Source organism: Brachybacterium aquaticum (assembly GCF_014204755.1).
Taxonomy (GTDB): domain Bacteria; phylum Actinomycetota; class Actinomycetes; order Actinomycetales; family Dermabacteraceae; genus Brachybacterium; species Brachybacterium aquaticum.
Map to the genome: position 1 here is coordinate 1,028,745 of NZ_JACHLZ010000001.1, position 25,837 is coordinate 1,054,581.

General features: G+C 72.1%; 24 protein-coding genes. 22 read left to right on the top strand and 2 right to left on the bottom strand.

All coding sequences use genetic code 11. The annotated features are described in order from the left end of the window. Positions 1-57: 57 nt before the first annotated feature. From lysA to HNR70_RS04700, 22 genes are all read left to right on the top strand, one after another. Positions 58-1,470 (top strand): diaminopimelate decarboxylase, encoded by a 1,413-nt coding sequence (gene lysA / locus HNR70_RS04595; RefSeq protein ID WP_184324612.1) that lies wholly within the window; start codon positions 58-60, stop codon positions 1,468-1,470. A 169-nt stretch (positions 1,471-1,639) separates the two neighbouring features. Continuing rightward, entirely contained in the window at positions 1,640-2,995 is a 1,356-nt protein-coding gene (locus tag HNR70_RS04600; RefSeq protein ID WP_184324613.1) for a homoserine dehydrogenase, read from the top strand. Positions 2,996-3,000: 5 nt separating this feature from the next. After that, positions 3,001-4,059 carry a threonine synthase gene (gene thrC, locus HNR70_RS04605; RefSeq protein ID WP_184324614.1) on the top strand — a complete coding sequence of 353 codons (1,059 nt, stop codon included), beginning with the start codon at positions 3,001-3,003 and terminating at the stop codon, positions 4,057-4,059. After that, positions 4,056-4,970 (top strand): homoserine kinase, encoded by a 915-nt coding sequence (gene thrB / locus HNR70_RS04610; RefSeq protein ID WP_184324615.1) that lies wholly within the window; start codon positions 4,056-4,058, stop codon positions 4,968-4,970. The genes thrC and thrB overlap by 4 nt, the downstream gene beginning before the upstream one ends. 341 nt (positions 4,971-5,311) lie before the next feature. Next, positions 5,312-7,447, top strand: a complete 2,136-nt coding sequence (gene rho / locus HNR70_RS04615) for a transcription termination factor Rho (RefSeq protein ID WP_312857563.1) — start codon at positions 5,312-5,314, stop codon at positions 7,445-7,447. A gap of 239 nt (positions 7,448-7,686) precedes the next feature. After that, positions 7,687-9,699: an aldo/keto reductase gene (locus HNR70_RS04620; RefSeq protein ID WP_184324616.1), complete on the top strand. Its 2,013-nt coding sequence runs from the start codon at positions 7,687-7,689 to the stop codon at positions 9,697-9,699. Continuing rightward, positions 9,696-10,676 carry a LacI family DNA-binding transcriptional regulator gene (locus tag HNR70_RS04625; protein ID WP_184324617.1) on the top strand — a complete coding sequence of 327 codons (981 nt, stop codon included), beginning with the start codon at positions 9,696-9,698 and terminating at the stop codon, positions 10,674-10,676. Before HNR70_RS04620 ends, HNR70_RS04625 begins: the two co-directional genes overlap by 4 nt. Before the next feature lie 167 nt (positions 10,677-10,843). Then, complete coding sequence (gene rpmE / locus HNR70_RS04630; RefSeq protein WP_184324618.1) at positions 10,844-11,056, top strand: 50S ribosomal protein L31; 213 nt, start codon at positions 10,844-10,846, stop codon at positions 11,054-11,056. 156 nt (positions 11,057-11,212) lie between these two features. Beyond that, complete coding sequence (prfA, locus tag HNR70_RS04635; protein WP_184324619.1) at positions 11,213-12,421, top strand: peptide chain release factor 1; 1,209 nt, start codon at positions 11,213-11,215, stop codon at positions 12,419-12,421. Continuing rightward, on the top strand, positions 12,418-13,317 hold the full coding sequence (prmC, locus tag HNR70_RS04640) for a peptide chain release factor N(5)-glutamine methyltransferase (protein WP_184324620.1): 900 nt from the start codon (positions 12,418-12,420) through the stop codon (positions 13,315-13,317). The genes prfA and prmC overlap by 4 nt, the downstream gene beginning before the upstream one ends. Continuing rightward, positions 13,314-14,414, top strand: a complete 1,101-nt coding sequence (locus tag HNR70_RS04645) for an L-threonylcarbamoyladenylate synthase (protein WP_184324621.1) — start codon at positions 13,314-13,316, stop codon at positions 14,412-14,414. Before prmC ends, HNR70_RS04645 begins: the two co-directional genes overlap by 4 nt. Continuing rightward, positions 14,411-15,535 (top strand): glycosyltransferase family 4 protein, encoded by a 1,125-nt coding sequence (locus HNR70_RS04650; RefSeq protein ID WP_184324622.1) that lies wholly within the window; start codon positions 14,411-14,413, stop codon positions 15,533-15,535. The genes HNR70_RS04645 and HNR70_RS04650 overlap by 4 nt, the downstream gene beginning before the upstream one ends. After that, positions 15,519-16,013 carry a Cg1360 family ATP-synthase-associated protein gene (locus HNR70_RS04655; protein WP_184324623.1) on the top strand — a complete coding sequence of 165 codons (495 nt, stop codon included), beginning with the start codon at positions 15,519-15,521 and terminating at the stop codon, positions 16,011-16,013. Before HNR70_RS04650 ends, HNR70_RS04655 begins: the two co-directional genes overlap by 17 nt. Before the next feature lie 323 nt (positions 16,014-16,336). Further along, a complete protein-coding gene (atpB, locus tag HNR70_RS04660) occupies positions 16,337-17,029 on the top strand; it encodes a F0F1 ATP synthase subunit A (protein WP_376768815.1) in 693 nt (230 codons plus the stop codon). 103 nt (positions 17,030-17,132) lie between these two features. Further along, positions 17,133-17,360, top strand: a complete 228-nt coding sequence (gene atpE, locus HNR70_RS04665) for an ATP synthase F0 subunit C (protein ID WP_184324624.1) — start codon at positions 17,133-17,135, stop codon at positions 17,358-17,360. Between the two features lie 10 nt (positions 17,361-17,370). Continuing rightward, positions 17,371-17,913 carry a F0F1 ATP synthase subunit B gene (locus HNR70_RS04670; protein ID WP_184324625.1) on the top strand — a complete coding sequence of 181 codons (543 nt, stop codon included), beginning with the start codon at positions 17,371-17,373 and terminating at the stop codon, positions 17,911-17,913. Between the two features lie 9 nt (positions 17,914-17,922). After that, positions 17,923-18,738: a F0F1 ATP synthase subunit delta gene (locus HNR70_RS04675; protein WP_184324626.1), complete on the top strand. Its 816-nt coding sequence runs from the start codon at positions 17,923-17,925 to the stop codon at positions 18,736-18,738. Positions 18,739-18,819: 81 nt separating this feature from the next. Further along, positions 18,820-20,445 carry a F0F1 ATP synthase subunit alpha gene (atpA, locus tag HNR70_RS04680; RefSeq protein WP_184324627.1) on the top strand — a complete coding sequence of 542 codons (1,626 nt, stop codon included), beginning with the start codon at positions 18,820-18,822 and terminating at the stop codon, positions 20,443-20,445. A 75-nt stretch (positions 20,446-20,520) separates the two neighbouring features. Next, positions 20,521-21,435 carry a F0F1 ATP synthase subunit gamma gene (locus HNR70_RS04685; RefSeq protein ID WP_184324628.1) on the top strand — a complete coding sequence of 305 codons (915 nt, stop codon included), beginning with the start codon at positions 20,521-20,523 and terminating at the stop codon, positions 21,433-21,435. 52 nt (positions 21,436-21,487) lie between these two features. After that, positions 21,488-22,960, top strand: coding sequence for a F0F1 ATP synthase subunit beta (atpD, locus tag HNR70_RS04690; RefSeq protein WP_184324629.1), 1,473 nt, complete (start codon positions 21,488-21,490; stop codon positions 22,958-22,960). Continuing rightward, positions 22,957-23,238 carry a F0F1 ATP synthase subunit epsilon gene (locus HNR70_RS04695; RefSeq protein WP_184324630.1) on the top strand — a complete coding sequence of 94 codons (282 nt, stop codon included), beginning with the start codon at positions 22,957-22,959 and terminating at the stop codon, positions 23,236-23,238. The genes atpD and HNR70_RS04695 overlap by 4 nt, the downstream gene beginning before the upstream one ends. A 15-nt stretch (positions 23,239-23,253) precedes the next feature. Beyond that, positions 23,254-23,697 (top strand): DUF2550 domain-containing protein, encoded by a 444-nt coding sequence (locus HNR70_RS04700; RefSeq protein ID WP_184324631.1) that lies wholly within the window; start codon positions 23,254-23,256, stop codon positions 23,695-23,697. Between the two features lie 33 nt (positions 23,698-23,730). On the opposite strand, the gene HNR70_RS04705 is transcribed toward HNR70_RS04700, so the two are convergent. Together HNR70_RS04705 and nucS are read right to left on the bottom strand one after the other, a co-directional pair. Continuing rightward, positions 23,731-24,954 (bottom strand): N-acetylglucosamine-6-phosphate deacetylase, encoded by a 1,224-nt coding sequence (locus HNR70_RS04705; RefSeq protein ID WP_184324632.1) that lies wholly within the window; start codon positions 24,952-24,954, stop codon positions 23,731-23,733. A 52-nt stretch (positions 24,955-25,006) separates the two neighbouring features. Further along, positions 25,007-25,714 (bottom strand): endonuclease NucS, encoded by a 708-nt coding sequence (gene nucS / locus HNR70_RS04710; RefSeq protein ID WP_184324633.1) that lies wholly within the window; start codon positions 25,712-25,714, stop codon positions 25,007-25,009. Positions 25,715-25,837: the final 123 nt, after the last annotated feature.

Consider the following 25,837-nt stretch of genomic DNA (forward strand, 5'->3'; position numbering starts at 1 on the left):
GCCGGGACCGCCCCCGTCGGCCGACGGAGCCAGGACAGCGACCCACAGGAGATCCCCATGCGCGCCCACGAAGCCGGAGCCCTCCACGGCAACGACGCGGCCCCCACCTGGCTGCCGTACCCCACCGACGTCAACGCCCTCATCCCGGGGCTGTGGTCGCGCACCACCGCCCGCGGCGCCGACGGCGCGCTCGAGGTGGGCGGCGTGAGCGTCACCCGCATCGCCGAGGAGGTCGGCACCCCGGCCTTCGTGCTGGACGAGGACGACTTCCGCACCCGCGCGCGCTCCTTCCGCGACGCCTTCGCCGAGGCCTTCCGCCCCCTCTCCGGTGCGCAGGTCTACTACGCCGGCAAGGCCTTCCTGTGCGGGGCCGTCGCGCGCTGGGTCGCCGAGGACGGACTGGGCCTGGACGTCTGCACCGGCGGCGAGCTCGCCATCGCGCTGCGCGCCGGCTTCCCCGCCGAGCGCATCGCCCTGCACGGCAACAACAAGTCCCGCGCCGAGGTGACCCGCGCCCTGGAGAACGGCGTGGGCCGCATCGTCATCGACTCCCTCGACGAGATCGGCCTGGTCGACGCGCTCGCCGGCGAGCTCGGACTGCGCGCCGCCGTGATGCTGCGCGTGACCACGGGCGTGGAGGCCCACACCCACGAGTTCATCGCCACCGCGCACGAGGACCAGAAGTTCGGCCTCTCCATCACCGGCGGCGCCGCCTTCGAGGCCGTGCGCCGCGTGCTCGAGGCCGACCACCTCGACCTCGTGGGCCTGCACTCCCACATCGGCTCGCAGATCTTCGACACCGGCGGCTTCGAGGTCGCGGCCCGTCGCGTCCTCGACCTCGTCGCCCGGGTGCGCGACGAGCTGGACCATCCGATCACCCAGCTCGACCTCGGCGGCGGCTTCGGCGTCATGTACAACACCCAGCACACCCCCGCGACGCCCGAGGCCCTGGCCACCGGCATCGCCTCCATCGTCGAGAAGCAATGCCACGAGCTCGATCTCGAGGTCCCGCACCTCTCCTTCGAGCCCGGCCGCGCCATCGCCGGACCCTCCACCCAGACCCTGTACTCCGTCGGCACCGTCAAGGACGTGCGCCTGGGCGGCCCGCACCACCGCGTCTACGTCTCCGTGGACGGCGGCATGAGCGACAACGTCCGCACCGCCCTGTACGACGCCGACTACTCCTGCCTGCTCTCCTCCCGCGTCTCGGGCGAGATGCCCGAGGTGGTGCGCGTGGTGGGCAAGCACTGCGAGAGCGGCGACATCGTCGTGAAGGACGAGTACCTGCCCGGCGACGTGCATCGCGGGGACCTCGTCTCCGTCCCCGTCACCGGCGCCTACTGCTACTCGCTGGCCTCCAACTACAACCATGTCCCGCGCCCGCCGGTGGTGGCCGTGAAGGACGGCGAGATCCGCACGCTCGTGCGCCGCGAGACCGAGGAGGACCTGCTCGGCCTCGACGTGGGCTGACCCCCGGGCCTCGCCTCACGGGTGGGTCAGGCCCGCCCGCCCGTCGCACTCGTTCATCCGGTGTCACGAAGGGGCCGCCGCCTCGGCTACAGTGCCAGAGCCTGCCCCGACAGACCCGTCTCCTCGTCACACCCTGTTCGTCGGACCCTGTGGAAGGACCGTCCCGCACATGTCTCAGACCGCTTCGCAGTCCCCGGCCGTGCCGGACCCCTCGACCCTGCCCGCGCTGCGCGTCGCCGTGCTCGGTGCCGGCACCGTCGGCGCCGAGGTGCTGCGACTGATCGCCCAGCAGGGCGACGACCTCGCCCACCGCATCGGCGGCCGGCTCGAGGTCATCGGGATCTCCGTGCGCGACCGCTCCAAGGACCGCGGCGAGCACGTGCCCGCCGCGCTGCTTACGGACGACCCCAGCGCCCTGGTCCGCGAGGCCGACCTCGTCATCGAGGTGATGGGCGGGATCGAGCCGGCGCGCAGCCTGCTGCTCGAGGCGATGGCGCACGGCGCCAGCGTCGTCACCGCCAACAAGGCCCTGCTCGCCCAGGACGGTGCCGCGCTCTACGAGGCGGCCGACGACCACGGCGTGGACCTCTACTTCGAGGCCGCCGTGGCCGGGGCGATCCCGCTGGTCCGCCCCGTGCGCGAGTCCCTCGCCGGCGACCGCATCCAGCGCGTCCTCGGCATCGTCAACGGCACCACCAACTACATCCTGGACGCCATGACCCGCACCGGCCTCGGCTTCCAGGAGGCGCTCACCAGCGCCCAGGAGCTCGGCTACGCCGAGGCGGACCCCACCGCGGACATCGAGGGCCACGACGCCGCCGCGAAGGCCTCGATCCTCGCCTCCCTCGCCTTCCACAGCCGCGTGCGGCTCGCGGACGTGCACTGCGAGGGCATCACCGACGTGTCCGCGCAGGACATCGCCGCCGCCGCGCGCATGGGCCGCACCATCAAGCTGCTCTCCATCGTCGAGCGCATCGAGGAGGAGAACGGCGAGCGGATCTCCGCCCGCGTCTACCCGGCGCTGATCCCTCACACCCACCCGCTCGCGTCGGTCTCGGAGGCCTACAACGCGGTGTTCATCGAGGCCGACGCCGCCGGCTCGCTGATGTTCTACGGCCAGGGCGCCGGCGGCGCCCCCACCGCCTCCGCGATCATGGGCGACGTGGTCTCCGCCGCCCGCGCCCGCGTGCGCGGGGGAGTGGGGCCGCGCGAGTCCCGCTACGCCGAGCTGGAGCTGATCCCGCTCGAGGAGCTGCGCAGCGCCTTCTACGTGTCCCTCACCGTGCAGGACCGACCCGGCGTGCTCGCCGAGATCGCCGGCACCCTCTCCGGTCACGGCATCTCCATCTCCACCATCCACCAGGAGCTCATCGACTCCGGGGCCGACGGTCAGGAGGGGCGCGCGCACATCGGGATCGCCACCCATCGCGCGCTCGAGTCCGCGATGACTGCATCGCTGGACATGTTCTCCTCCACCGCGACCGTGCTGTCGATCGACTCCGTCCTCCGCATCGAAGGAGAATGACCCCCATGGCCCACCAGTGGCGCGGCGTCCTCGCCGAGTACCGCGAGCACCTGCCCTTCGCCGACGGCGACACCCTCCTGACCCTCGGCGAGGGCGGCACGCCGCTGGTCGCGGCACCGGCCCTGTCCGAGCGCGTCGGCGCGGACGTGCACGTCAAGGTCGAGGGCATGAACCCCACCGGCTCCTTCAAGGACCGCGGCATGGTCTCGGCCATGACGAAGGCCACGAACGACGGCGCGACCGCCGTGGTGTGCGCCTCCACCGGCAACACCTCCGCCTCCGCCGCCGCCTACGCCACCGCCGCGGGCCTGACCTGCGCGGTGCTGCTGCCGCAGGGAAAGATCGCCGCCGGCAAGCTCGCCCAGGCCGTGGTGCACGGCGCGAAGCTGATCCAGGTCGACGGCAACTTCGACGACTGCCTCGAGATCGCCCGCAAGCTCGACGCGGAGCATCCCATAGAGCTGGTCAACTCCGTGAACCCCTACCGCCTCCAGGGGCAGAAGACCGCCGCCTTCGAGGTGTGCGACGCGCTGGGGAAGGCCCCGGACATCCACATCCTGCCCGTCGGCAACGCGGGCAACATCTCCGCCTACTGGATGGGCTACCGCGAGTACCGCGAGGCCGGTGTCACCGGCGCCCTGCCGCAGATGTGGGGCTTCCAGGCTGCCGGTGCCGCGCCTTTCGTGGCCGGCCACCCCATCAAGGACCCCGAGACCGTCGCGACCGCGATCCGCATCGGCGCCCCCGCCTCCTGGAACCTGGCCGTCGAGGCCCGTGACGACTCCGGCGGCCTCATCGACGCCGTCAGCGACCAGCAGATCCTCGACGCCCAGAAGCTCCTGGCCGCCGAGGTGGGCATCTTCGTCGAGCCGGCCTCCGCCGCGGGCGTCGCCGGGCTGCTGCAGCAGGCCGAGCGCGGCCAGGTCCCCACCGGCGCCACCATCGCGATCACCGTGACCGGCAACGGTCTCAAGGACATCGACACCGCCCTCACCCAGCACGACCTCACCCCCACCGTCGTGCCCGTGGACATCGCCGCCGCCGCGGAGGCCATCGGCCTGTGAGGATCCAGCACACGCGGGTGTCCGTGCGGGTCCCCGCCACCTCCGCGAACCTCGGCCCCGGATTCGACACGCTCGGCCTCGCCCTGGACCTGTGCGACGACCTGAGCGTCGAGGCGACCACCGGCGGGATCGAGATCGAGGTCGAGGGGGAGGGCGCCGCGGACGTGCCCCGCGGGGAGGAGCACCTCGTGGTGCGGGCGCTGCGCCGCGGCCTCGACCACGCCGGTGCCCCCCAGAGCGGACTGCGACTGCGCACCGTGAACCGGATCCCGCACGGCCGCGGCCTCGGCTCGAGCGCCGCCGCCGCGGTCGCCGGGCTGCTGCTGGCCCGGGGGATGCTCTCCGAGCCCGACGCGCTGGACGACGAGGACGTCCTCCAGCTCGCCACCGAGCTCGAGGGGCATCCCGACAACGCCGCCCCCGCACTGCTGGGCGGTCCGGTGCTCTCCTGGATGCAGGGGGAGCGGGCCCGGGCCGTGCCGCTCGCCCATGGCGAGGGCGTGCTCGCCCCCGTGGTCCTGCTGCCGCGCGCGACCCTGTCCACCCATCGCGCCCGCGGCCTGCTGCCCGCCGAGGTGCCGCACGGCGATGCCGTGTTCAACGCCTCCCGTGCCGCGCTGCTCGTCCACGCCCTCGCCGGGGCGCCCGAGCTGCTCATGGAGGCCACCGAGGACCGTCTGCACCAGGAGCAGCGCGCTCCCGGCATGCCCGAGAGCGTGGAGCTCATGCGGGTGCTGCGCCAGGAGGGGCACCCCGCGGTGATCTCCGGCGCCGGCCCGTCGGTGCTGGTCCTCGCCGGCAGTCGCGGGGAGATCGCACCGCTCGTGCGGCGCTTCGTCGCCGACCCCTCGGCCTGGCGCATCGCCCAGGTGTCGCTGCGGGAGACGCCCACGGCGCCTGTGGTAGGTTGAGCCTGCGTCCCGGCGACACCGCACGTCCATCGCACGACGCGAACCCCTGCACCATGATCCTTCGAGGATCCTCTGCGCAGTCCTCCGCGCCCCGATGAGCTCATCGAGCAGTGCCGCGCACGGACCGGGCGCCTCCCCGACGAGGCGCAGGCCGGTCCCGCACACCGCCATCGACGCACCCCGAAGCACACCGGCAGGCAGGCCCGCGGATCGCCCCGCATCATGGGACACCGCCCCTGCACGGCCCGCCATCGCAGCGCCCGGGCACCATCTCCCCGGCCCTGTGCGGCACCCAGACCAGGAATGAGCCGCTCCGAGCGGCTCGACAGGAAGGAACCCGGGTGAACGACACCACCTCCGGCGCGGATCTCGCGGCGAAGAAGCTCCCCGAGCTGCAGGCCATGGCCGCGGAGCTCGGCATCAAGGGAGCCCGCCGCCTGCGCAAGGGCGAGCTGATCGACGCGATCCGCGGGGGAGGGGCCCCGTCGGCCTCCTCCGCGAGCACCCCTGCGGCGAGCGCTCCCTCCGAGAGCGCCCCCTCCCAGAGCGCCCCGGCCCGCGAGCGCACCGAGCGCCCTGCCCGCAGCGAGGCCCCGGCCCGCGCCGAGTCCTCGGCGGCGACCATCGACCTGCCCGACCGCAGCGCCGACGGCGAGCCCGCCGAGCGCCCCCGGTCCCGTTCGCGCTCGCGCAGCACCCGGCCCGCCGGCGAGCCCGCGCAGCAGTCCGAGCGCCCCGCCCCCGATCTCGACATCGAGCTGCCCGACCGCAGCGGCCGGGACGAGGGCGCGCCCCGCGAGGACCGCGGCTCCCGCGCAGACCGCGCGCAGCGCGGCGAGCAGCAGCGGGACCAGCAGGGCCGAGGCGAGCAGCGCGAGCAGCAGGGCCAGCGCGATCAGCAGGGCCAGCAGGGCCGCCGCGAGCAGCAGGGCCGTGACGGTCAGCAGGGCCGTGACGGTCAGCAGGGCCGTGACGGTCAGCAGAGCCGCGGCGACCAGCAGAACCGCGGCGACCAGAACCGCGACCAGCAGGACCGCGGCCCGCGCCGCCGCCTCGAGGACATCGAGCTGCCGGACCGCTCCGGCGAGGGCGGCGACGACCGTCAGGGCGACGGCTACGACGACGACCGTCGCGGCCGCTCCCGAAACCGCAACCGCTCGCGCGACCGCAAGCGCCGCGGCCGCGGCGGCCAGAACGAGCAGGGCGGCCAGAACCAGGGCGGCGGCCAGCAGGGTGGTCAGCAGGACGACACCGAGGTGCGCGAGGGCGACGAGCTGATGGCCATCGCGGGCATCCTCGACATCCGCGACAACAACGCCTACGTCCGCACCACCGGCTACCTCCCCGGCGCGAGCGACGTCTACGTGACCATGAACCAGGTCCGCAAGTACGGGCTGCGCAAGGGCGATGCCGTGACCGGGCAGGTCAAGGCGCCTCGTGACGGCGAGGAGCAGCACGTCGAGCAGCAGCACCAGGGCGGTGGCCGCAACCGCCGCGGCAAGGGCGGCGGCAACCAGGGCAAGTTCGCGGCGCTCGTGCAGGTCGACACGATCAACGGCATGCCCCCCGAGCGGGCCCGCCAGCGTGTGGACTTCACCAAGCTCACCCCGCTGTACCCGGACGAGCGCCTGCGCCTGGAGACCGCGCAGAACGCGGTCGCGCCGCGCATCATCGACCTCGTCTCGCCGATCGGCAAGGGCCAGCGCGGCCTCATCGTCGCGCCCCCGAAGGCCGGCAAGACGATCATCATGCAGCAGATCGCCAATGCGATCACCGCGAACAACCCCGAGGTCCACCTCATGGTCGTGCTCGTCGACGAGCGCCCCGAGGAGGTCACCGACATGCAGCGCACGGTGAAGGGCGAGGTCATCGCCTCGACCTTCGACCGTCCCGCTTCGGACCACACCATCGTCGCCGAGCTCGCCATCGAGCGCGCCAAGCGCCTGGTGGAGATGGGCAAGGACGTGGTGGTGCTGCTGGACTCCCTCACCCGCCTCTCGCGCGCCTACAACCTCGCCGCCCCGGCCTCGGGCCGCATCCTCTCCGGCGGTGTGGACGCCTCGGCGCTGTACCCGCCCAAGCGGTTCTTCGGCGCGGCTCGCAACATCGAGCACGGCGGCTCGCTGACCATCCTCGCCTCCGCGCTGGTGGAGACCGGCTCCAAGATGGACGAGGTGATCTTCGAGGAGTTCAAGGGCACCGGCAACATGGAGCTGCGCCTGTCCCGCCACCTCGCGGACAAGCGCATCTTCCCGGCCGTGGACGTCAACGCCTCCGGCACCCGCCGCGAGGAGGTGCTCATGGGCAAGGAGGAGCTGGCCATCATGTGGAAGCTCCGCCGCGTGCTCGGGGCGCTCGAGCAGCAGCAGGCGCTCGAGCTGCTGCTGGAGCGGGTCAAGAAGACCCAGTCCAACACCGAGTTCCTCATGACGGTGCAGAAGAACACCCCGAGCGTCAACGGTCGCAGCGACGGCTGATCGCCACGACGGCTGACCACCTGGGCGACGTCTGATCGTGTCGCCCGCATGGTCCCACGACAGGCCGGGCCTTCCGCGCAGGCGGAGCGCCCGGCCCGTCGCGCTTGTGTGGGGCCGGGCACAGCCGATAGCGTGGGGCAGTGAACGTTCACGAGTGAGCACGGGCGGCGTCGCCCCGCACCTGAGCGTCTCCCGAGCACCGTCTCCCGAGCACGGCCGACTCCGACGAAGGACCGCCCATGAGCACCTCCCCCTCTCCGTTCCGCTGGGCCGTCCTCGGCCCCGGCTCGATCGCCCGCCGCTTCGCCTCGCAGCTGCCCGACTCGCAGGACGGCGTGCTCGTCGCCGTGGGCAGCAGCTCACCCGAGCGCGCCCGGGCGTTCGCCGACGAGTTCCCGCTCGCGGAGCCCGCGCTCGTCGGCACCTATGAGGAGGTCCTCGCCTCGGCCGACGTCGACGCCGTCTACGTCTCCACCGTCCACACCGGCCACGCCGCCCTCGCCGCCGCCGCCCTCGAGGCCGGCAAGCACGTGCTGGTCGAGAAGCCGCTGACCCCGAACGCCGGGACCACAATGGCGCTGCTGGACCTTGCGCGTCGCAGCGGCCGCGTGCTGCTCGAGGCGTACATGTACCGCTTCCACCCGCAGACCGTCCGCGTCCTCGAGCTCGTGGCCGACGGCACCCTCGGCGAGATCGCGCACGTGGACGCCTCCTTCTCCTTCGACACCGGCGCGCGCGAGGGGCGCCTGTTCGACCCGGCCACCGCCGGCGGCGGCATCCTCGACGTCGGCTGCTACCCGCTCTCGCTCGCCCGCTTCGTCGCCGGCGTCGCCCAGGGCCGGTCCTTCGCCGACCCGACCGCGCTCGTCGGCCGCGGGACGCTCGGGCCGACGGGGGTGGACGAGTGGGCGAGCGCCCAGGTCACCCTGCCCGGCGGGATCACCGCGAGCCTGCGCACCGGCGTGCGCCTCGCGGACCCGCAGTCCGCGACGATCACGGGCTCGAAGGGCGTGCTGCGGCTGTCCGACCCGTGGGGTCTCGGGGAGGAGCAGGTCATCGAGCTGGACCTCGTGGGGGAGGAGCCCCGCCGGATCGAGGTGCCCCGCGCCTCCGCCTACGCGCTGGAGGCCGATGCGCTCGCCCGCGCCGCCCGCGGCGACGGCATCGTCCCCGAGCTCACCGCCGAGAACTCCCTCGGCCAGGCCCGCGCCCTGGACGCCTGGCGCGCCCAGCTCGACCTGCGCTACCCCTTCGAGCGCGACGACGCCGACATCCCCACCCTCACCGGCCGTCCCCTCGCCCCCGGCTCCGTGCAGACGGGACCCGCGATGACCTACGGCACCGTGCCCGGCGTCGACAAGCCCATCTCCCGCCTCGTGATGGGCTGCGACAACCAGCTCGACCTCGCCCACGCCACCGCGATGTTCGACGCCTTCGTCGAGGCCGGCGGCACCGCCTTCGACACCGCCTGGCTCTACGGCGGCGGACTCATGGAGCGGCTGTTCGGGCAGTGGGTCCGCAACCGCGGCGTGCGCGCCCAGGTCGTCGTGATCACCAAGGGCGCCCACACCCCGCACTGCGACCCCGAGTCGCTGAGCCGTCAGCTCGAGGAGTCCCTCGAGCGGCAGGGCACCGAGTATGCGGACCTGTACATGATGCATCGCGACAACCTCGAGGTCCCGGTGGGAGAGTTCGTGGACGTGCTGGACGAGCACCTGCGCGCCGGTCGGATCCGCGCCTACGGCGGCTCGAACTGGACTCCCGCGCGCGTGGACGAGGCCAATGCCTACGCCGAGGCGAACGGGCGCACCGGCTTCACGATCCTGTCGAACCACTTCGGGCTCGCCGAGGCGCTGGACGTGCCGTGGGAGGGCTGCGTCCACGCCACCGACCAGGCCTCCAAGGACTGGCTCGCCCGCCGCGACATCGCCCTGCTGCCCTGGTCCTCCCAGGCGAGAGGCTTCTTCACCGGCCGCGCCCGCCCCGAGGACCGCTCCGACGCAGAGCTCGTGCGCTGCTACTACAGCGACGCGAACTTCGAGCGCCTGGCCCGGGCCGAGCAGTTCGGTGCCGAGCGCGGTGTCCCCGCCACCGCGATCGCGCTGGCCTTCGTGCTGCACCAGAGCTTCCCGACGTTCCCGCTGTTCGGGCCGCGCTCGATCGACGAGATGCGCTCCTCGATGCTCGGTCTCGGCGTGGAGCTGACCCCCGAGGAGCTGGACTGGCTGGACCTGCGGGCGGAGTCCCGATGAGCCGCCCGGGGCGGCGCGCGACGATCATCGACGTCGCTGCCCGCGCCGGGGTGTCCCGCCAGACAGTGTCCCGGGCGATGAACGACATGCCCGGCATCAGCGACGAGACCCGCGACCGGGTGATGGCGGCGGCCGAGGAGCTGAACTACCGCCCCTCCCGCTTCGGCCGGGGGCTGGTGGAGCAGGGGCCGACGACCCTCGGGCTCGTCGTCGGCACTCTCGCGAACCACTACTTCGCCGAGCTCGGCGCCGCGGTGGTGCGTGCCTGCGCCCCCCACGGCTGGAACGTGGTCCTCGCCGAGGGTGAGGACTCTGCCCATCCCGAGAAGGCCGCCGCGGACCTCTCCCGGCGCGTGGACGCACTGGTCGGCTACGGGGTTGCGACCGCCGGGATCCGCGGCGGCGGCATGCCGGTCGTCCAGCTCGACGGCACCGCTGAGCACGTACCGGATGTGGGGGTGGTGGAGCTTCCTCGTGAGCAGGCGATGACGGACCTCGCCGCCCACCTCCGTGAGCGCGGGGCACGCCGGCCGGTCGTGCTGGACCTGGGGACCGACGAGTCCGCCGGGCGCACGAGGGCGCTCGTCGCCGCCCTCGACGGGCTGGTCGAGGACGGGCAGGTGCCCGTCCGCGTCGTCGATGCCCGCACCGGCCACCCCGAGGCGCTGCGCGCGATCCTCGCCGAGGGCGCCGACACCCTCGTCGCCTTCAACGACGAGCTCGCGGTGCGTCTGCTGCGCGCACTGCGCCGCGACGGCGTCGCCGTCCCGGGGGACGTACGCGTCACCGGAGTGGACGGGCTGGAGATCTCCACCCTCGTCAGCCCCGAGCTGACGACGCTCGCGATCGACATCGACGAGGTCGCGGCGGTGACCGTCGACCTCGTCGCCGGGATGCTCGCGGGGCGGGTGCCGCTGCGCGGCGAGGACGCGCATCGCACCGTCCCGTACCGCCTCGAGGTGCGCGAGTCCACGTGAGGGCGGGGAGCGGATGAGGGCGGGGGCGCGTGCTGTCGGCGCGATGTTGCACACGCCGCATTCCGAGGCCTCGCCCCGGACCGTCCGGTCATGGCAGACTGGGACGTCGGTTCTGGTTCACGGCGCCCGTCGGGCACCGACCCAGCGACCCCCGAGCAAGGAGAGACATGAAGGCTGACATCCACCCCGCATACGTCGAGACCCAGGTGACCTGCACCTGCGGCAACTCGTTCACCACCCGCAGCACGAAGACCGACGGTGTCATCAGCACCGAGGTCTGCTCCGAGTGCCACCCCTTCTACACCGGCAAGCAGAAGATCCTGGACACCGGCGGTCGCGTCGCCCGCTTCCAGGCCCGCTACGGCAAGAAGAACGCCTGATCGACGTACTGCGAGGCACGAGCAGTAGGAGATCAGGCAGAAGGCAGAGCCTGACCTGCCGAAGGCAGCAGTGACCGTCTCCGACGCCGGTGCGCGCCCCCTGGGCGTGCACCGGCGTCGTCGCATGAGGAGCCCGGCGAGGGCGGAGGAGCACGGATGAGCGAGCAGGACGCGAGGGACCGCCTGGCCCCGCTGCGGGCGGAGCACGCCCGCCTCCAGGAGTCGTTGGCCGATCCGGCCCTCCACGACGACCCCGCCCGCGCCCGCCGCGTCGGCCGTCGCTACGCCGAGCTCGAGGGGATCCTCTCCGCGGCCGACGCGGTCGCCTCGACCGCCGCCGACCTCGAGACCGCCGAGGAGCTCGCCGCGCTCGGCGAGGGGGACGAGGAGCTCGCCGCGGAGGCCGAGCAGCTCACCGCCCGCCTCGCCGAGGAGCGCGCGCACCTCGAGGATCTCCTCGCCCCGCGCGACCCCGACGACGCCCGCGACGTGATCCTCGAGATCAAGGCCGGCGCCGGCGGCGAGGAGTCCGCGCTGTTCGCCGCCGAGCTGCTGCGCATGTACCGCGCCTTCGCGGACACGAAGGGCTGGCGCACCGAGGTCCTCACCTCCTCACCCACCGAGCTGGGCGGGCTGAAGGACGTCACCGTCGCGATCGCTGCCCGCGACGCGGGCGGCCCGGGGGAGGGCGTCTACGCCCACCTCAAGCACGAGGCGGGGGTGCACCGCGTCCAGCGCGTCCCGGTCACCGAGTCCCAGGGCCGCATCCACACCTCCGCCGTCGGCGTGCTCGTCCTCCCGGAGGCCGACGAGGCCGACGAGTCCGAGCTGCTCGCCGAGGCCATGGCGCCCGCGAACCTGCGCATCGACGTGTTCCGCTCGAGCGGCCCCGGCGGGCAGAGCGTGAACACCACCGACTCCGCCGTGCGCATCACGCACCTGCCCACGGGCCTGGTCGTCTCCTGCCAGGACCAGAAGAGCCAGCTGCAGAACCGTGAGCAGGCCCTGCGCATCCTGCGCACGCGGCTGCTGGACGCGCGCCGCGCCGAGCAGGAGGCGCAGTCCTCCGCCGCGCGCCGCTCCCAGGTGCGCACCGTGGACCGCTCCGAGCGGATCCGCACCTACAACTTCCCCGAGTCGCGGGTCGCCGACCACCGCACCGGGTACAAGGCGAACAACCTCGCCCAGGTCCTCGCCGGCGACCTCGAGGACCTCATCGGCTCCTCCCGGAGCGCCGAGCGCGAGGCGCGCCTCGCCGCGGCCGGCTCCGGTGTCGAGGGACCGGGTGCGGCCGACGGGCCGGGCGCGGCCGACGGATCCGGCGCGGCCGGCGGTTCCGGCGCGGCCGACGGGGGCCGTGCATGAGCGACGTGCGCACCCGCCTGCGCACCGCGCTCGCCACCACCACCGAGCGGCTGGGTGCCGCGGGGGTCCCCTCGCCGAGCGTCGACGCGCGCGCCCTGCTCGCCCATGCCGCGGACACGGACCGTCATCTGCTCCTGCTCGACGCCCTGCCCGAGGACTTCGAGGACAGGCTGGAGGCCTCGACCGCCCGGCGCGAGCGCCGCGAGCCGCTGCAGCTGATCCTCGGCCGCGCCCCCTTCCGCCGCCTCGAGCTCGCGGTGCGACCGGGTGTGTTCATCCCGCGCCCGGAGACCGAGCTCGCCTTGGACCTCCTGCGCGAGCACACCCGCGGACCGCTCGCCGAGATCGTGGACCTGTGCGCCGGCTCCGGAGCGCTCGGCGCCTCGGTCCTCGACGAGCTCCCCGGCAGCCGCGTGCTCTCCGTCGAGATCGAGGAGAGCGCCGCGGAGCTCACCGCCGAGAACCTCGAGGCCGCCGGTCCCGGCCGCGGGCGGGTGCTGCGCGCCGATCTCCTCGGCGAGATCCCGGAGCTGGACGCGGCAGCGCCCGTGGACGCCGTGCTCTCCAACCCTCCCTACATCCCCGCCGGCGCCGTCCCTCAGGATCCCGAGGTCGCCGCGCACGACCCTCACCGCGCCCTGTTCGGCGGCGGCGAGGACGGTCTCGAGGTGCCGCGCGCGGTCATCGACTGGGCCGGGCGCCTGCTGCGCCCGGGCGGGATGCTCGTCATGGAGCACGCCGACGTGCAGGGCCCCGCCGCGCGCGAGCTCGTCCAGGCGCACGGCGGCTTCGAGGACGTCGCCACCGCCCGCGACCTCACCGGCCGTGACAGATTCCTGCTCGCCCGCCGTGCCGCCGCGGGGGCTCAGGCTGGACGTGGGAGACTGTCACGGTGAGCGTGCACGACACCCAGAACCCAGACACCCGCGAGGACGCCCTCGCCGCCGCCGTCGACGCCGTCCGCGCGGGTCAGCTGATCGTCCTGCCGACGGACACCGTCTACGGCATCGGGGCGGACGCGTTCACCCCGGACGCCGTCCAGGACCTGCTGGACGCCAAGGGCCGCGGCCGCGACACCCCGCCGCCCGTGCTGATCGGCGCCCACGCCGTCCTCCACGCCCTGGCCACCGACATCCCCGACTACGTCGAGGACCTCGTCGAGGAGCTGTGGCCCGGCGCGCTCACCCTCATCCTCACCGCCCAGCCGTCCCTGACCTGGGACCTGGGGGAGACCCGCGGCACCGTCGCCCTGCGCATGCCGGACGACGAGACCGCCCTCGAGCTGCTGCGCCGCACCGGCCCGCTGGCCGTCTCCAGTGCGAATCGCCACGGCAAGTCCGCGGCGCTGACCGTCCTGGACGCCGCCACCCAGCTCGGCGACTCCGTCGAGGTCTATCTCGACGGGGGAGTGGCCCGCCTCGGCTCCAGCTCGACCATCCTCGACACCACGGTGACCCCTGCCGTGATCGTCCGCGAGGGTGAGATCACCAAGGAGCGGATCATCGAGGTGGTCGGCGACATCTTCACCGCCCCGGCTCCGGCCGCGTCGGAGGGGGACGACGCGAAGGACGACGCGGCGGAGCATGACGCTGCGGGGGACGGCACCGAGGCGACGGAAGGTGCCGGGGCCGACGGCGCCGACGCCGCGGCCGAGAACGCCCCGTCGGCCGCCGACGCGACCGACGCCGCGGCCGCCGACGCGGCCGACGCCGCGAGCGGCGCGGAGGCCCCGTCGGCCGGGACCGCCCAGGCAGCCGAGGCGACCGGGGCGACCGAGGCGGCCGACTCCTCCGAGACCCCTGCGGTCTCCGTCCTCGATCTGCCCTCCGAGCCCGACCACGCGGCCGCCGGCGCGGAGCCGGTTCCCGCCGAGACCCCGCTCAGCGCGATCGGCGACGCCCCTGCGGCGGACGTCCCGGACGCCGCGGCGACCGGCACCGCGGACTCCTCCCAGGACGGGGACTCCGCCCGCTCGGGGCGCACGACCGGGTGAGGGTCTACCTGTTCCTGCTGCTGCTCTCCGCGGCGGTCGCCTACCTGACCACGCCCGCGGTGCGGCTGCTGGCCAGGCGCGCCGGTGCGATGACAGCGGTGCGGGACCGGGACGTCCACGACGCCGTGACGCCGCGGCTCGGGGGAGTGGCGATGTTCGCGGGCGTCGCCTGCGCGATGTTCATCGCCAGCAACATCCCCTTCCTCGAGGGGCTGTTCCGCGACTCCCGCCAGCCCTGGGCGATCCTCGCCGCCGCGGCGCTGGTGTGCGCGCTCGGCGCCGCGGACGACCGCTGGGACCTGGACTGGGTCACCAAGCTCGCCGGCCAGGTGCTCGCGGCGCTGCTGCTGGCCTGGCAGGGCGTGAGCCTGGTGACCCTGCCGATCAACGGGGTGACGGTCCTGTCCGGGCACTCCTCGCTGATCCTCACGGTGCTGGTCGTGGTGGTGTGCATGAACGCCGTGAACTTCGTGGACGGGCTCGACGGGCTCGCCGCCGGGGTGATGGCCATCGGCGGGACGGCCTTCTTCCTCTACGCCTACATCCTCACCCGCGGCGCCTCCGCGACCGACTACTCCTCCCTCGCCGCGCTGCTCACCGCCGCGATGATCGGCGCCTGCGTCGGCTTCCTTCCCCACAACCTCTACCGCGCCCGGATCTTCATGGGCGACTCCGGCTCGATGCTCCTGGGCCTGCTGCTGGCCGCGAGCACCATCGCCGTGACCGGACAGGTCGACCCCGCACGCCTCTCCGGTGCCGACATCTTCGGCCAGTTCCTGCCGATCCTGCTGCCGATCGGCGTGATGGTGATCCCCTTCCTCGACTTCGCCCTCGCGGTGGTGCGGCGCATCGGCTCGGGCCGCTCTCCCTTCCATGCGGACAAGTCCCATCTCCACCACCGGCTGCTCTCCCTCGGCCACTCCAAGCGCACCGCCGTGCTGATCATGTACACCTGGACGGTCGTGGTCTGCATCGGGCTGCTGCTGCCCCTCGTGCTCCCCACCCGCACCGTGGTCCTCTTCTGGGTGTGCGGGCTGCTGCTCGCCGTCCTGATGACCTTCGACCCGCTGAGGTGGCGCTCCGCCCGCCACCGGAAGGATCCTGATGTCCTCTCGCCCTGAGACCGCCCCGACGCCGGCCCGTCGACCCCGACGCGCCGCGAGCGACGCCGCGATGCAGCGGGTGAGCCTGATCGCCCTCGCCGTCGGCGTCGTGCTCGATGCCGTGCTGATCATCGTCGCCGCCACCCGCGACGACTCGCCCGCGCTCCTGGGCGCCCTCATCGGCACGGCGCTGACGCTCGTGATCGTGCTGCCCACGGTCATCATCACCTTCCTCGGGAACCGGCTGACCCCGGTGTCGATGGCCGCGACGGTGCTCGGCAGCTGGGCCGGGAAGATGCTGATTGTGATCCTCGTCCTGGTCGCCGTCGGAGACCTCGCGAGCGTCTCCACCCGCTGGATCGGCCTCGCACTGCTGGTCGGCGCGGTCTCCGCCGTTCTCGTCGAGGGCGTGTTGCTCGCCCGAGTGCGCCGACCGCTGGACGTGGAGGCCTTTGAGGACGCGGAAGAGGACGTCCGAGACCCGGCGGGCGACTGAGTCTCTGTTATGCTTCCCAAGGCGCTCGACCGCAGATCACGGGCTATAACCGTGGCCACAGGCAGCGCTGATCGACCACCCGGGAACGCCATGGCGTCGTCCATCGCCGTACGCACGGTGGCCGCACCGGGGGTGGGATCGATCTGGCATGACCATCCAGGCCGTCACCGACGGTCGCACGCACCTGGGAGATCGAGCTGAACACCGCAGACCTCAGTCCGGCACTGTACGCAGAGGATGACTCGTTCTTCCACATCCCCACGCTGGGGGAATTCTTCCCCGACGCGATCTTCCTCGAAGGCACGATCCTCGAGTTCAACCGCGTGCAGCTGGTCCGGCTCATCATCCTCTTCGCCGTCCTCGTGTTCATGTGCATCGTCGCCTCCCGGGCGAAGCTCGTCCCCGGTCGAGTGCAGAGCGTCGTCGAGATCCTCATCGACTTCGTCAAGAACAACATCATCGCGAACACGCTGGGCCTCAAGGACGGCGCGCGCTTCGCCCCGATGCTGACCACGATGTTCATCTTCATCCTCGCGATGAACCTCGCAGGCGTGATACCGGGACTCAACCTCGCCGGCACCTCCGTCATCGGCCTGCCCCTGCTGTTGGCGCTGTGGACCTTCGTCACCTACGTCGGCGCCGGCATCAAGAAGCACGGCTTCCTGGGGTATCTCAAGGCCGAGACCATGCCTCCTGGCATCCCGTGGCCGATCTACATCCTGCTGATCCCGATCGAGCTGCTTCAGGTCGTCGTGATCCGCTGGGCCTCGCTGACCATCCGACTCCTCGCGAACATGGTTGCCGGCCACATGATGATCGTCGTGTTCATCGGCATGACCCACGGACTGCTTCTCATGGCCCTCGACCTCAATCCCGCGGGTCTCATCGCCCCTTTCGCAGGCGTCATGGCCATCGGCATCTACGGCTTCGAGATCTTCGTGGCCGCCCTGCAGGCGTTCATCTTCACGATGCTCACCGCCGTCTACATCCAGCTCGCCACCTCCGACGAGCACTGAGTCCCCCGCGGCGGCGGCTCCCGGGCCACGCCGTGCGGTCCCTGAACCATCCCGACCCTGACCTGATCGTCGCCCTGATGCGGCACAACGAAAGGAAACACCCATGGAGCCCACGATCCTCGCCGAGGTGACCGGAAACATCGCGACCCTCGGTTACGGCCTCGCCGCGATCGGCCCGGGCATCGGCCTCGGCATCCTGGTCGGCAAGACCGCCGAGGCTCAGGCCCGTCAGCCCGAGATGCGCTCGCAGCTGCAGACCACCATGCTGATCGGTGTCGCGTTCACCGAGATCCTCGCGCTGCTGGCGATCGTCACCGGTCTGATCTTCTGAGGCAGAATCCATGATTCTGGCAGAAGCAGACAGCGTCCCGGGCTGGCGGCTGCTCATACCGCTCCCCGAGGAGATCATCTGGTCGGCCATCTTCCTGCTGATCTTCGCAGGCGTCTTCATGAAGTACGTGCTCCCGCGCATGAATGCCGTGCTCGACGAGCGCAGCGAGAAGATCGAGGGCGGCATCCGCAACGCGGAGAAGGTCCAGGAGCAGGCCGACCAGCTGAAGAACGACCAGGAGCAGGAGCTCGCGGCGGCCCGCCAGGAGGCGGCGTCCATCCGCGAGAAGGCCCGCAACGACGGTCAGAAGATCATCGACGAGGCCCGTACCCGGGCCGAGGCCGAGTCCGAGCGCGTGCTCGCCGCCGGCCGCCAGCAGCTGAGCGCGGAGCGGATCGCCGCCTCGACCGAGCTGCGCGGTGAGGTCGGAACGCTCGCGAGCGATCTGGCCTCGAAGATCGTCGGCGAGTCCCTGACCGACGACGAGCGCTCCCGCCGTGTGATCGACCGGTTCCTGGACGACCTCGAGTCGAGCCAGACCTCCACCCGATAAGGACCCGTGATGCGAGGAACCTCCTCCACCTCATTCGGTGAGGTGCTCCGGCAGGCCGAGTCCGCCTCCCAGGCGGACCGCGGCGCGCTGGAGCCCGGCGCCGAGGAGCTGTTCTCGGTGGCCGATGCCATCGATTCCAGCAACCAGCTCGTCCGCACCCTCTCCGATCCCGGCCGCCCCGCCGAGGTCAAGGAGGCGGCGGTGCGCTCGCTGTTCGGCGACCGCGTGAGCCCGCAGACCCTCGGCAGCACTCTCGAGGTCGTGCGCCGCCGCTGGTCCCAGCAGGAGGACGTCCTGGACGCCCTCGAGCTGCTGGGCGTCGCGGCGCTGCTGGACCTCGCCGGTTCCGAGGGCGTGCTGGAGCAGGTCGAGGGGGAGCTCTTCGAGGTCTCCCGCCTGATCGACGGCAGCGGTGAGCTCACCGCCGCCCTCGACGACGCACGGGAGAACCCCTCGCAGCGCGCAGCTCTGCTGCGCAGGCTGCTGGACGGGCGCGTGCACCGCCTCACCGTGGCGCTCGCCGCCCGCGCCGTCGGGCGTCGCAGCGACATCAAGCCCGCCCGCCGGGTCGAGGAGTTCGCGCGCTTCGCCTCCGAGCGACGTCGGCGGGCCTTCGCCGAGGTCGCCAGCGCCGTCCCGCTGAACGAGTCGCAGCAGGCCCGCCTCTCGGCGATCCTGGCCGGCATCTACGGCCGGGAGGTCCAGCTGAACCTCCAGGTCGACCCGGATGTCGTGGGCGGTCTCCGGATCCAGGTCGGCGACGACCTCTACGACGCCACCGTGCTGGCCCGGCTCTCGCGAGCCCGGGCGAAGCTCGTGGCCTGACCCAGCCCTCGACGCCCCGGCGTCCCCAGCACCCACCAGACCATCCCCGCACGGGGAGACCGAGAGGAAGCGAAGCAGCAGATGGCTGAGCTCACGATCAGCCCGGAGGAGATCCGGAACGCCCTGGACACCGCGGTGTCCACCTACCAGGCAGGCGCCACGGAGCGCGAGGAGGTCGGCCGCGTCAGCGAGGCCGCCGACGGCATCGCTCGCGTCGAGGGCCTGCCCAACGTCATGGCCAACGAGCTCGTCCGCTTCGAGGACGGCACCCTCGGCCTCGCCCTGAACCTCGAGCTGCGCGAGATCGGCGTGGTCGTGCTCGGCGAGTTCGCCGGCATCGAGGAGGGCCAGCAGGTCCGCCGCACCGGCCAGGTGCTCTCCGTCCCGGTCGGCGACGGCTACCTCGGCCGCGTGGTCGACCCGGTCGGCAACCCGATCGACGGCCTCGGCGAGATCGCCACCGTCGGCCGCCGCGCCCTCGAGCTCCAGGCCCCCACGGTCATGCAGCGCAAGGCCGTCAAGGAGCCGATGCAGACCGGTCTGAAGGCCATCGACGCGATGACCCCGATCGGCCGCGGCCAGCGCCAGCTGATCATCGGTGACCGCCAGACCGGCAAGACCGCGATCGGCATCGACACCATCCTGAACCAGAAGGCCAACTGGGAGACCGGCGACCCCGAGAAGCAGGTCCGCTGCATCTACGTCGCCGTCGGCCAGAAGGGCTCGACGATCGCCTCCGTGCGCGCCACCCTCGAGGAGAACGGCGCGATGGAGTACACCACCATCGTCGCGGCCCCCGCCTCCGACCCCGCGGGCTTCAAGTACATCGCCCCCTACACCGGCTCGGCCATCGGCCAGCACTGGATGTACGAGGGCAAGCACGTCCTGATCATCTTCGACGACCTCTCCAAGCAGGCCGAGGCCTACCGCGCCGTGTCGCTGCTGCTGCGCCGCCCGCCGGGCCGCGAGGCGTACCCCGGTGACGTGTTCTACCTGCACTCCCGCCTTCTCGAGCGCTGCGCCAAGCTCAGCGACGAGATGGGCGGTGGCTCGATGACCGGCCTGCCGATCATCGAGACCAAGGCGAACGACGTCTCGGCGTACATCCCGACCAACGTCATCTCGATCACCGACGGCCAGTGCTTCCTGCAGTCGGACCTGTTCAACGCGAACCAGCGCCCGGCGGTCGACGTCGGCATCTCGGTCTCCCGCGTCGGCGGCTCCGCGCAGACCAAGGCCATGAAGTCGGTCTCGGGCACCCTGAAGATCGACCTCGCCCAGTACCGCGACCTCGAGGCCTTCGCCATGTTCGCCTCGGACCTGGATGCCGCTTCCAAGCAGCAGCTCAGCCGCGGTGCGCGCCTCATGGAGCTGCTCAAGCAGTCCCAGTACTCGCCCTTCCCGATGGAGGAGCAGGTCGTCTCGATCTGGGCCGGCACCCGCGGCAAGTTCGACGACATCGAGGTGGAGGACGTCCGCGAGTTCGAGGGGCAGCTGCTCGAGCACCTGCGCCACAACGGCGGCGTGCTCGAGGCCATCCGCACCTCCGGCAAGTTCGAGTCCTCCACCGAGGAGGAGCTCAGCTCCATCCTCGAGCAGGTCAAGAAGGACTTCCTTGCCGGCAAGAGCGAGGGCTCTGCCCGCAACGACGAGAGCGGCCGCCTCGCGTCCGACCAGATCGAGCAGGAGCAGATCGTCCGCGGCTGATGCGCTCGGCCGCCGCCCCCGCGGGGGGACGGCGGCCGCCCGCCCCGGACGCATCCACCGCTCACGAGGAGAGACATGGGAGCCCAGCAGAGGGTTTACAAGCAGAAGATCCGCTCCGCCCAGGGGATGAAGAAGATCTTCAAGGCCAAGGAGATGGTCGCGGCCTCGCGCATCGCCAAGGCCCACGCCCGGGTGACGGCGACGACCCCCTATGCCGAGGCGCTCACGCGCGCGATCGGTTCGGTCGCGTCCCACTCCGACGAGATCAGGCATCCGTTCCTGGATGCCGACCGGCACGAGACCGGCCGCGCGGGGATCCTCATGATCACTGCCGACCGCGGCATGACCGGCCCCTACTCGCACAACGTGATCCGCGCTGCCGAGCAGCTCGCGAACACCCTGCGCGACCAGGGCAAGGAGCCCGTGATGTACGTGGTGGGCCGCAAGGGCGACTCGTACTACCGCTTCCGCAACCGCCCGCCGCAGCACTCGTGGACCCCCTACAAGGAGAACGAGCTTCCGGAGCTGGGCCGCGAGATCGCCAAGCTGGTCACGCAGGACCTCCTCAGCGAGGACCCCGCGGTGCACCTGGACGAGCTGTACGTGGTCGGCACCCGCTTCGAGTCCCGCTTCCAGCAGTACACCAAGTCCATCCGCATGGTGCCGATGGGTCTGGTCGAGGCCGAGAGCGAGGAGCACCGCCCGGTGTACCCGCTGTACGAGTTCGCCCCCGATGCCGACACCGTCATCGAGGAGCTGCTCCCGCGGTACATCCGCTCGCGCATCACCAACATCCTGCTGCAGGCCATGGCCTCGGAGCACGCCTCCACGCAGCGCGCCATGAAGACCGCCACCGACAACGCGGAGACCCAGATCCGCAAGTTCACGCGGATGGCGAACTCCGCCCGTCAGGCAGAGATCACCCAGGAGATCACGGAGATCGTCGGCGGCGCCGACGCGCTCTCGGGATCCGGCCGCACCGAACGCTGAGACACTTGGCCGTGAGCGCCCCGCGCGTCGGCCCGACATGGAGAGAACGGACATGACCACCACCATCGACAGCCAGGACACCGCCCCCGCGGCGCCGGTCGCCACCGGCCGCGTCGCCCGCGTCACCGGCGCGGTCATCGACATCGAGTTCCCCCCGGGGAACATCCCCGACCTCTACAACGCGCTGCAGATCCACATCTCGGCCGAGGGCTCGGGCCTGGAGGACTCGACCCTGACCCTCGAGACCGCCCAGCACCTCGGCGACGGCATGGTCCGCGCCATCGCGCTGAAGCCCACCGACGGCGTGGTCCGCGGCCAGGACGTCGTGGACACCGGCGCGGCCATCTCCGTGCCCGTCGGCGATGCGACCCTCGGCACCGTGTTCGACGTGGTCGGCACCCCGCTGAACAAGCCTGCCTCCGAGCTGAAGGTGACCGAGCGCTGGCCCATCCACCGCAAGGCCCCCAACTTCGACGAGCTCGAGTCGAAGACCACCATGTTCGAGACCGGCATCAAGTCGATCGACCTTCTCACCCCCTACGTGCAGGGCGGCAAGATCGGCCTGTTCGGCGGCGCGGGCGTGGGCAAGACGGTGCTCATCCAGGAGATGATCTACCGCGTGGCCAACAACCACGACGGCGTCTCCGTGTTCGCCGGCGTGGGCGAGCGCACCCGTGAGGGCTGGGACCTCATCGAGGAGATGACCGAGTCCGGCGTCATCGACAAGACCGCGCTGGTCTTCGGCCAGATGGACGAGCCGCCGGGGACGCGTCTGCGCGTGGCGCTGTCCGCGCTGACCATGGCGGAGTACTTCCGCGATGTGCAGAGCCAGGACGTGCTGCTGTTCATCGACAACATCTTCCGCTTCACCCAGGCGGGCTCCGAGGTCTCCACGCTGCTGGGCCGCATGCCCTCCGCAGTGGGCTACCAGCCCAACCTCGCCGACGAGATGGGTGTGCTCCAGGAGCGCATCACCTCGACCCGCGGTCACTCGATCACCTCCATGCAGGCGATCTACGTCCCGGCCGACGACTACACCGACCCGGCCCCGGCGACCACCTTCGCCCACCTGGACGCGACCACCGAGCTCTCCCGCGAGATCGCCTCGCGCGGTCTGTACCCCGCGATCGACCCGCTGGCCTCCACCTCCCGCATCCTCGACCCGCGCTACGTGGGCCAGGACCACTACGACACCGCGGTGCGCGTGAAGCAGGTGCTCCAGCGCAACAAGGAGCTCCAGGACATCATCGCGATGCTCGGCGTCGACGAGCTCTCCGAGGAGGACAAGGTCATCGTGTCGCGGGCGCGACGCATCCAGCAGTTCCTCTCGCAGAACACCCACCTCGCCAAGCAGTTCACCGGTGTGGACGGCTCGGACGTCCCGCTCAAGGACACCATCGAGGGCTTCAAGGGCATCTGCGACGGCGAGTTCGATCACATCACCGAGTCGGCCTTCTTCAACGTCGGCGGCATCGACATGGTGCTGGAGAACCAGCACCGCATCGACAAGGAGCTCGGCAAGTGAGCTCGCTCGACGTCACCTTCGTGACCGCGGACCGGACCGTGTGGACCGGCCAGGCCGCGCAGGTCGTCGTGCCCGCCGTCGATGGCTCGATGGGCATCCTGCCCGCGATGGTCCCGACCCTCGCGATCCTCGGCACCGGCACGGTGCGGATCATCGACGAGGACGGACACGTCGACGAGAGGACCGTGTCCGGCGGCTTCGTCTCCGTGGACGCGGACGTGGTCACCATCGGCGTGGACGACGCGGAGGCTGTCGCCTCCGGTGACGCCCGCCTCTGACCGGCCGCACCTGCCATGAACGACTCGAGCATCCCGATTCTCCTCCTGGGGATCGGGATGCTCGTCGTCGTGCTGGCGGCGCTGCTACTGATCATCCGGCAGATCGCGATGTCCCGCAGCCGGGGCGTCTTCGAGTGCTCCCTGCAGCGTCGCGGACTCGTGGGCGGGGAGAAGTGGCAGCACGGCCTGATGCGCTTCGGCACGGACCGGCTGCGCTGGTTCCGCGCCTTCTCGCTGCGGCTCCGCCCCGAGGTGGTCATCCGCCGCGGGGAGATCCTCGAGGTGAACCGGCGACGGCTCGAGGCGCGCGTCGACGGCGACGCGGAGAGCTATCTGCTCGAGTTCACGCTCTCCGGGGGCCGGGAGATCCAGGCGATCGTGGACCTCGCATCCGGTGCGGCGATGAACTCCTGGCTCGAGGCCGCGCCGACCGGCATGGTGGTCGGCGACGCCGACTGACGGGGCCTCAGCAGTTTCTTTCAGCCGACGCGCTCAGCCGACCTCGCGGCCCCCACGCAGCACCGTCACGGGCCGAAGCCCACGGTCCACCAGCACCGCATCGGCCCGTCGGCCGGTGGCGATCGCCCCGATCCGGTCCTGCATCCCGAGCACCGCAGCCGGCACCGCGGACGCGGCCCGGACGGCCCGCACCAGATCCACCCCGGCCTCGGTCACCGCGAAGCGCACCACGTCCAGCAGGTGCGCGGTGCCGCCCGCGATCGCCCCTCCCTCGGTGAGGGTCGCGACCCCCGCCTCGACCGTGACGTCCAGGGCGCCGAGCCGGTACTGCCCGTCGGCCATCCCGGCCGCCGCCATCGCGTCGGTCACGAGCGCCACCCCGTCCTCGGCCGCGATCGCGAAGACGTGCGCGACGGTCCGGGCATCCAGGTGCACGCCGTCGGCGATGACCTCCACGACCAGCGCGCCGCGCGCCGCGGCGTCGAGCGCCGCGAGCGCGGGCCCCGGGTCGCGGTGGTGGATCGGGCGCATCCCGTTGAACAGATGGGTGGCGGTGGGCAGGGGGGAGCGGCCCTGATGCCGCCGCAGCGCCTCCGCGGCGCGGCCGACGGCGCGGGTCATGTCGGCGCTCGAGCCGTCGGTGTGGCCGAGCGAGGGGACGGCGCCGCCGGCGGCGAGGGCCTCGAGCACCTCGTCGGCCCGGTCGGCCTCGGGAGCGACGGTCATGGTGGCGAGCGCGCCGCCGGCGAGCCCGGCCAGCTCGGCCACGAGCTCCGGGTCCCCGCCCACGATGTGCTCCCGGTTCTGTGCGCCGCGGCGGGCGACGGAGACGAACGGGCCCTCGAGGTGGATCGCCGCGATCTCCCCCCGCTCGTGCAGGAGCGCGAGCTGTCCCACGCGCCGGCGCAGGGTGTCCGCGTCGGCCGTGACGAGCGAGGCGACGAGTGAGGTCGTGCCGTGGCGGCGGTGCTCGCGGACGGCGGTCAGCATCTCCTCCGCGTCCTCCGCGTCGGGGAAGGAGGCGCCGCCGCCGCCGTGGCAGTGCAGGTCCACGAGGCCGGGCAGGATCAGCCCGTCGTGCTCGAGGGTGCGCGCGGCGGAGTGCACCGGGGCGTGGGCGGCGGGTCCGGCCCACAGGATCTCCTCGCCCGCGACGAGCACGAGCGCCTCGGGGGCGAGCCCGCCCTCGAGCACCGCGGTGCCGCGCAGGGCGAGGTCGGCGGCGAGGGGGACGGGGCGCGGGGCGGCGGTGCTCATGCGGTCTCCTGGCAGGTGGGGGAGCGGTGGCGGCTCCGAGGCCGGTGGGGCGTCAGAACAGGCGCGACTCCGCGTCGTCGATGCCGCGCAGGGCGTCGTAGTCCAGCGTCACGCAGTCGATGCCGCGGTCCCCGGCGAGGACCTTGGCCTGCGGCTTGATCGCCTGGGCGGCGAAGATACCGCGCACCGGCGCGAGCAGCGGGTCGCGGTTGAGCAGCTCGAGGTAGCGGGTGAGCTGCTCGACGCCGTCGATCTCCCCGCGGCGCTTGATCTCGATCGCGACGGTGCCGCCGTTCTCGTCGCGGGCGAGGATGTCCACCGGGCCGATGGCGGTGAAGTACTCCCGGCGCACCAGCGACCAGCCGTCGCCGAGGGTCTCGATGTTCTCGGCCAGCAGCGCCTGCAGATGCGCCTCGACGCCGTCCTTCTGGAGGCCGGGATCCACGCCGAGCTCGTGAGAGGAGTCCTCGAAGACCTCGTGCAGGCGCACCCGCAGGCGGTCGCCGGACTTCTCGTGCACCACGTCCCACTGCTCGATCCAGTCGCTCTCGGGATCGGCGGCGACCTCGTCGTCGTCGCGGCGCGAGACCGCCAGGGTGCAGGGCGGGCTCATCCAGTTCAGGGGCTTGTAGCTGCCTCCGTCGGAGTGCACCAGCACACTGCCGTCGGACTTGACGATCAGCAGGCGCGGGGCCTCGGGGAGGTGGGCGGTGAGTCGACCGGTGTAGTCGACGGAACAGCGGGCAACGACGAGACGCACCCCGAAAGGGTACGGCACCGGGCATGCCGTGCGACCGTGCGCCGTCCCGCAGCGGGGGCCGCGACCCGTGCCCATGCTCACGAAGCCCTGGTCGTGACCGCGCAGGGCTCGTATCGTGGACGG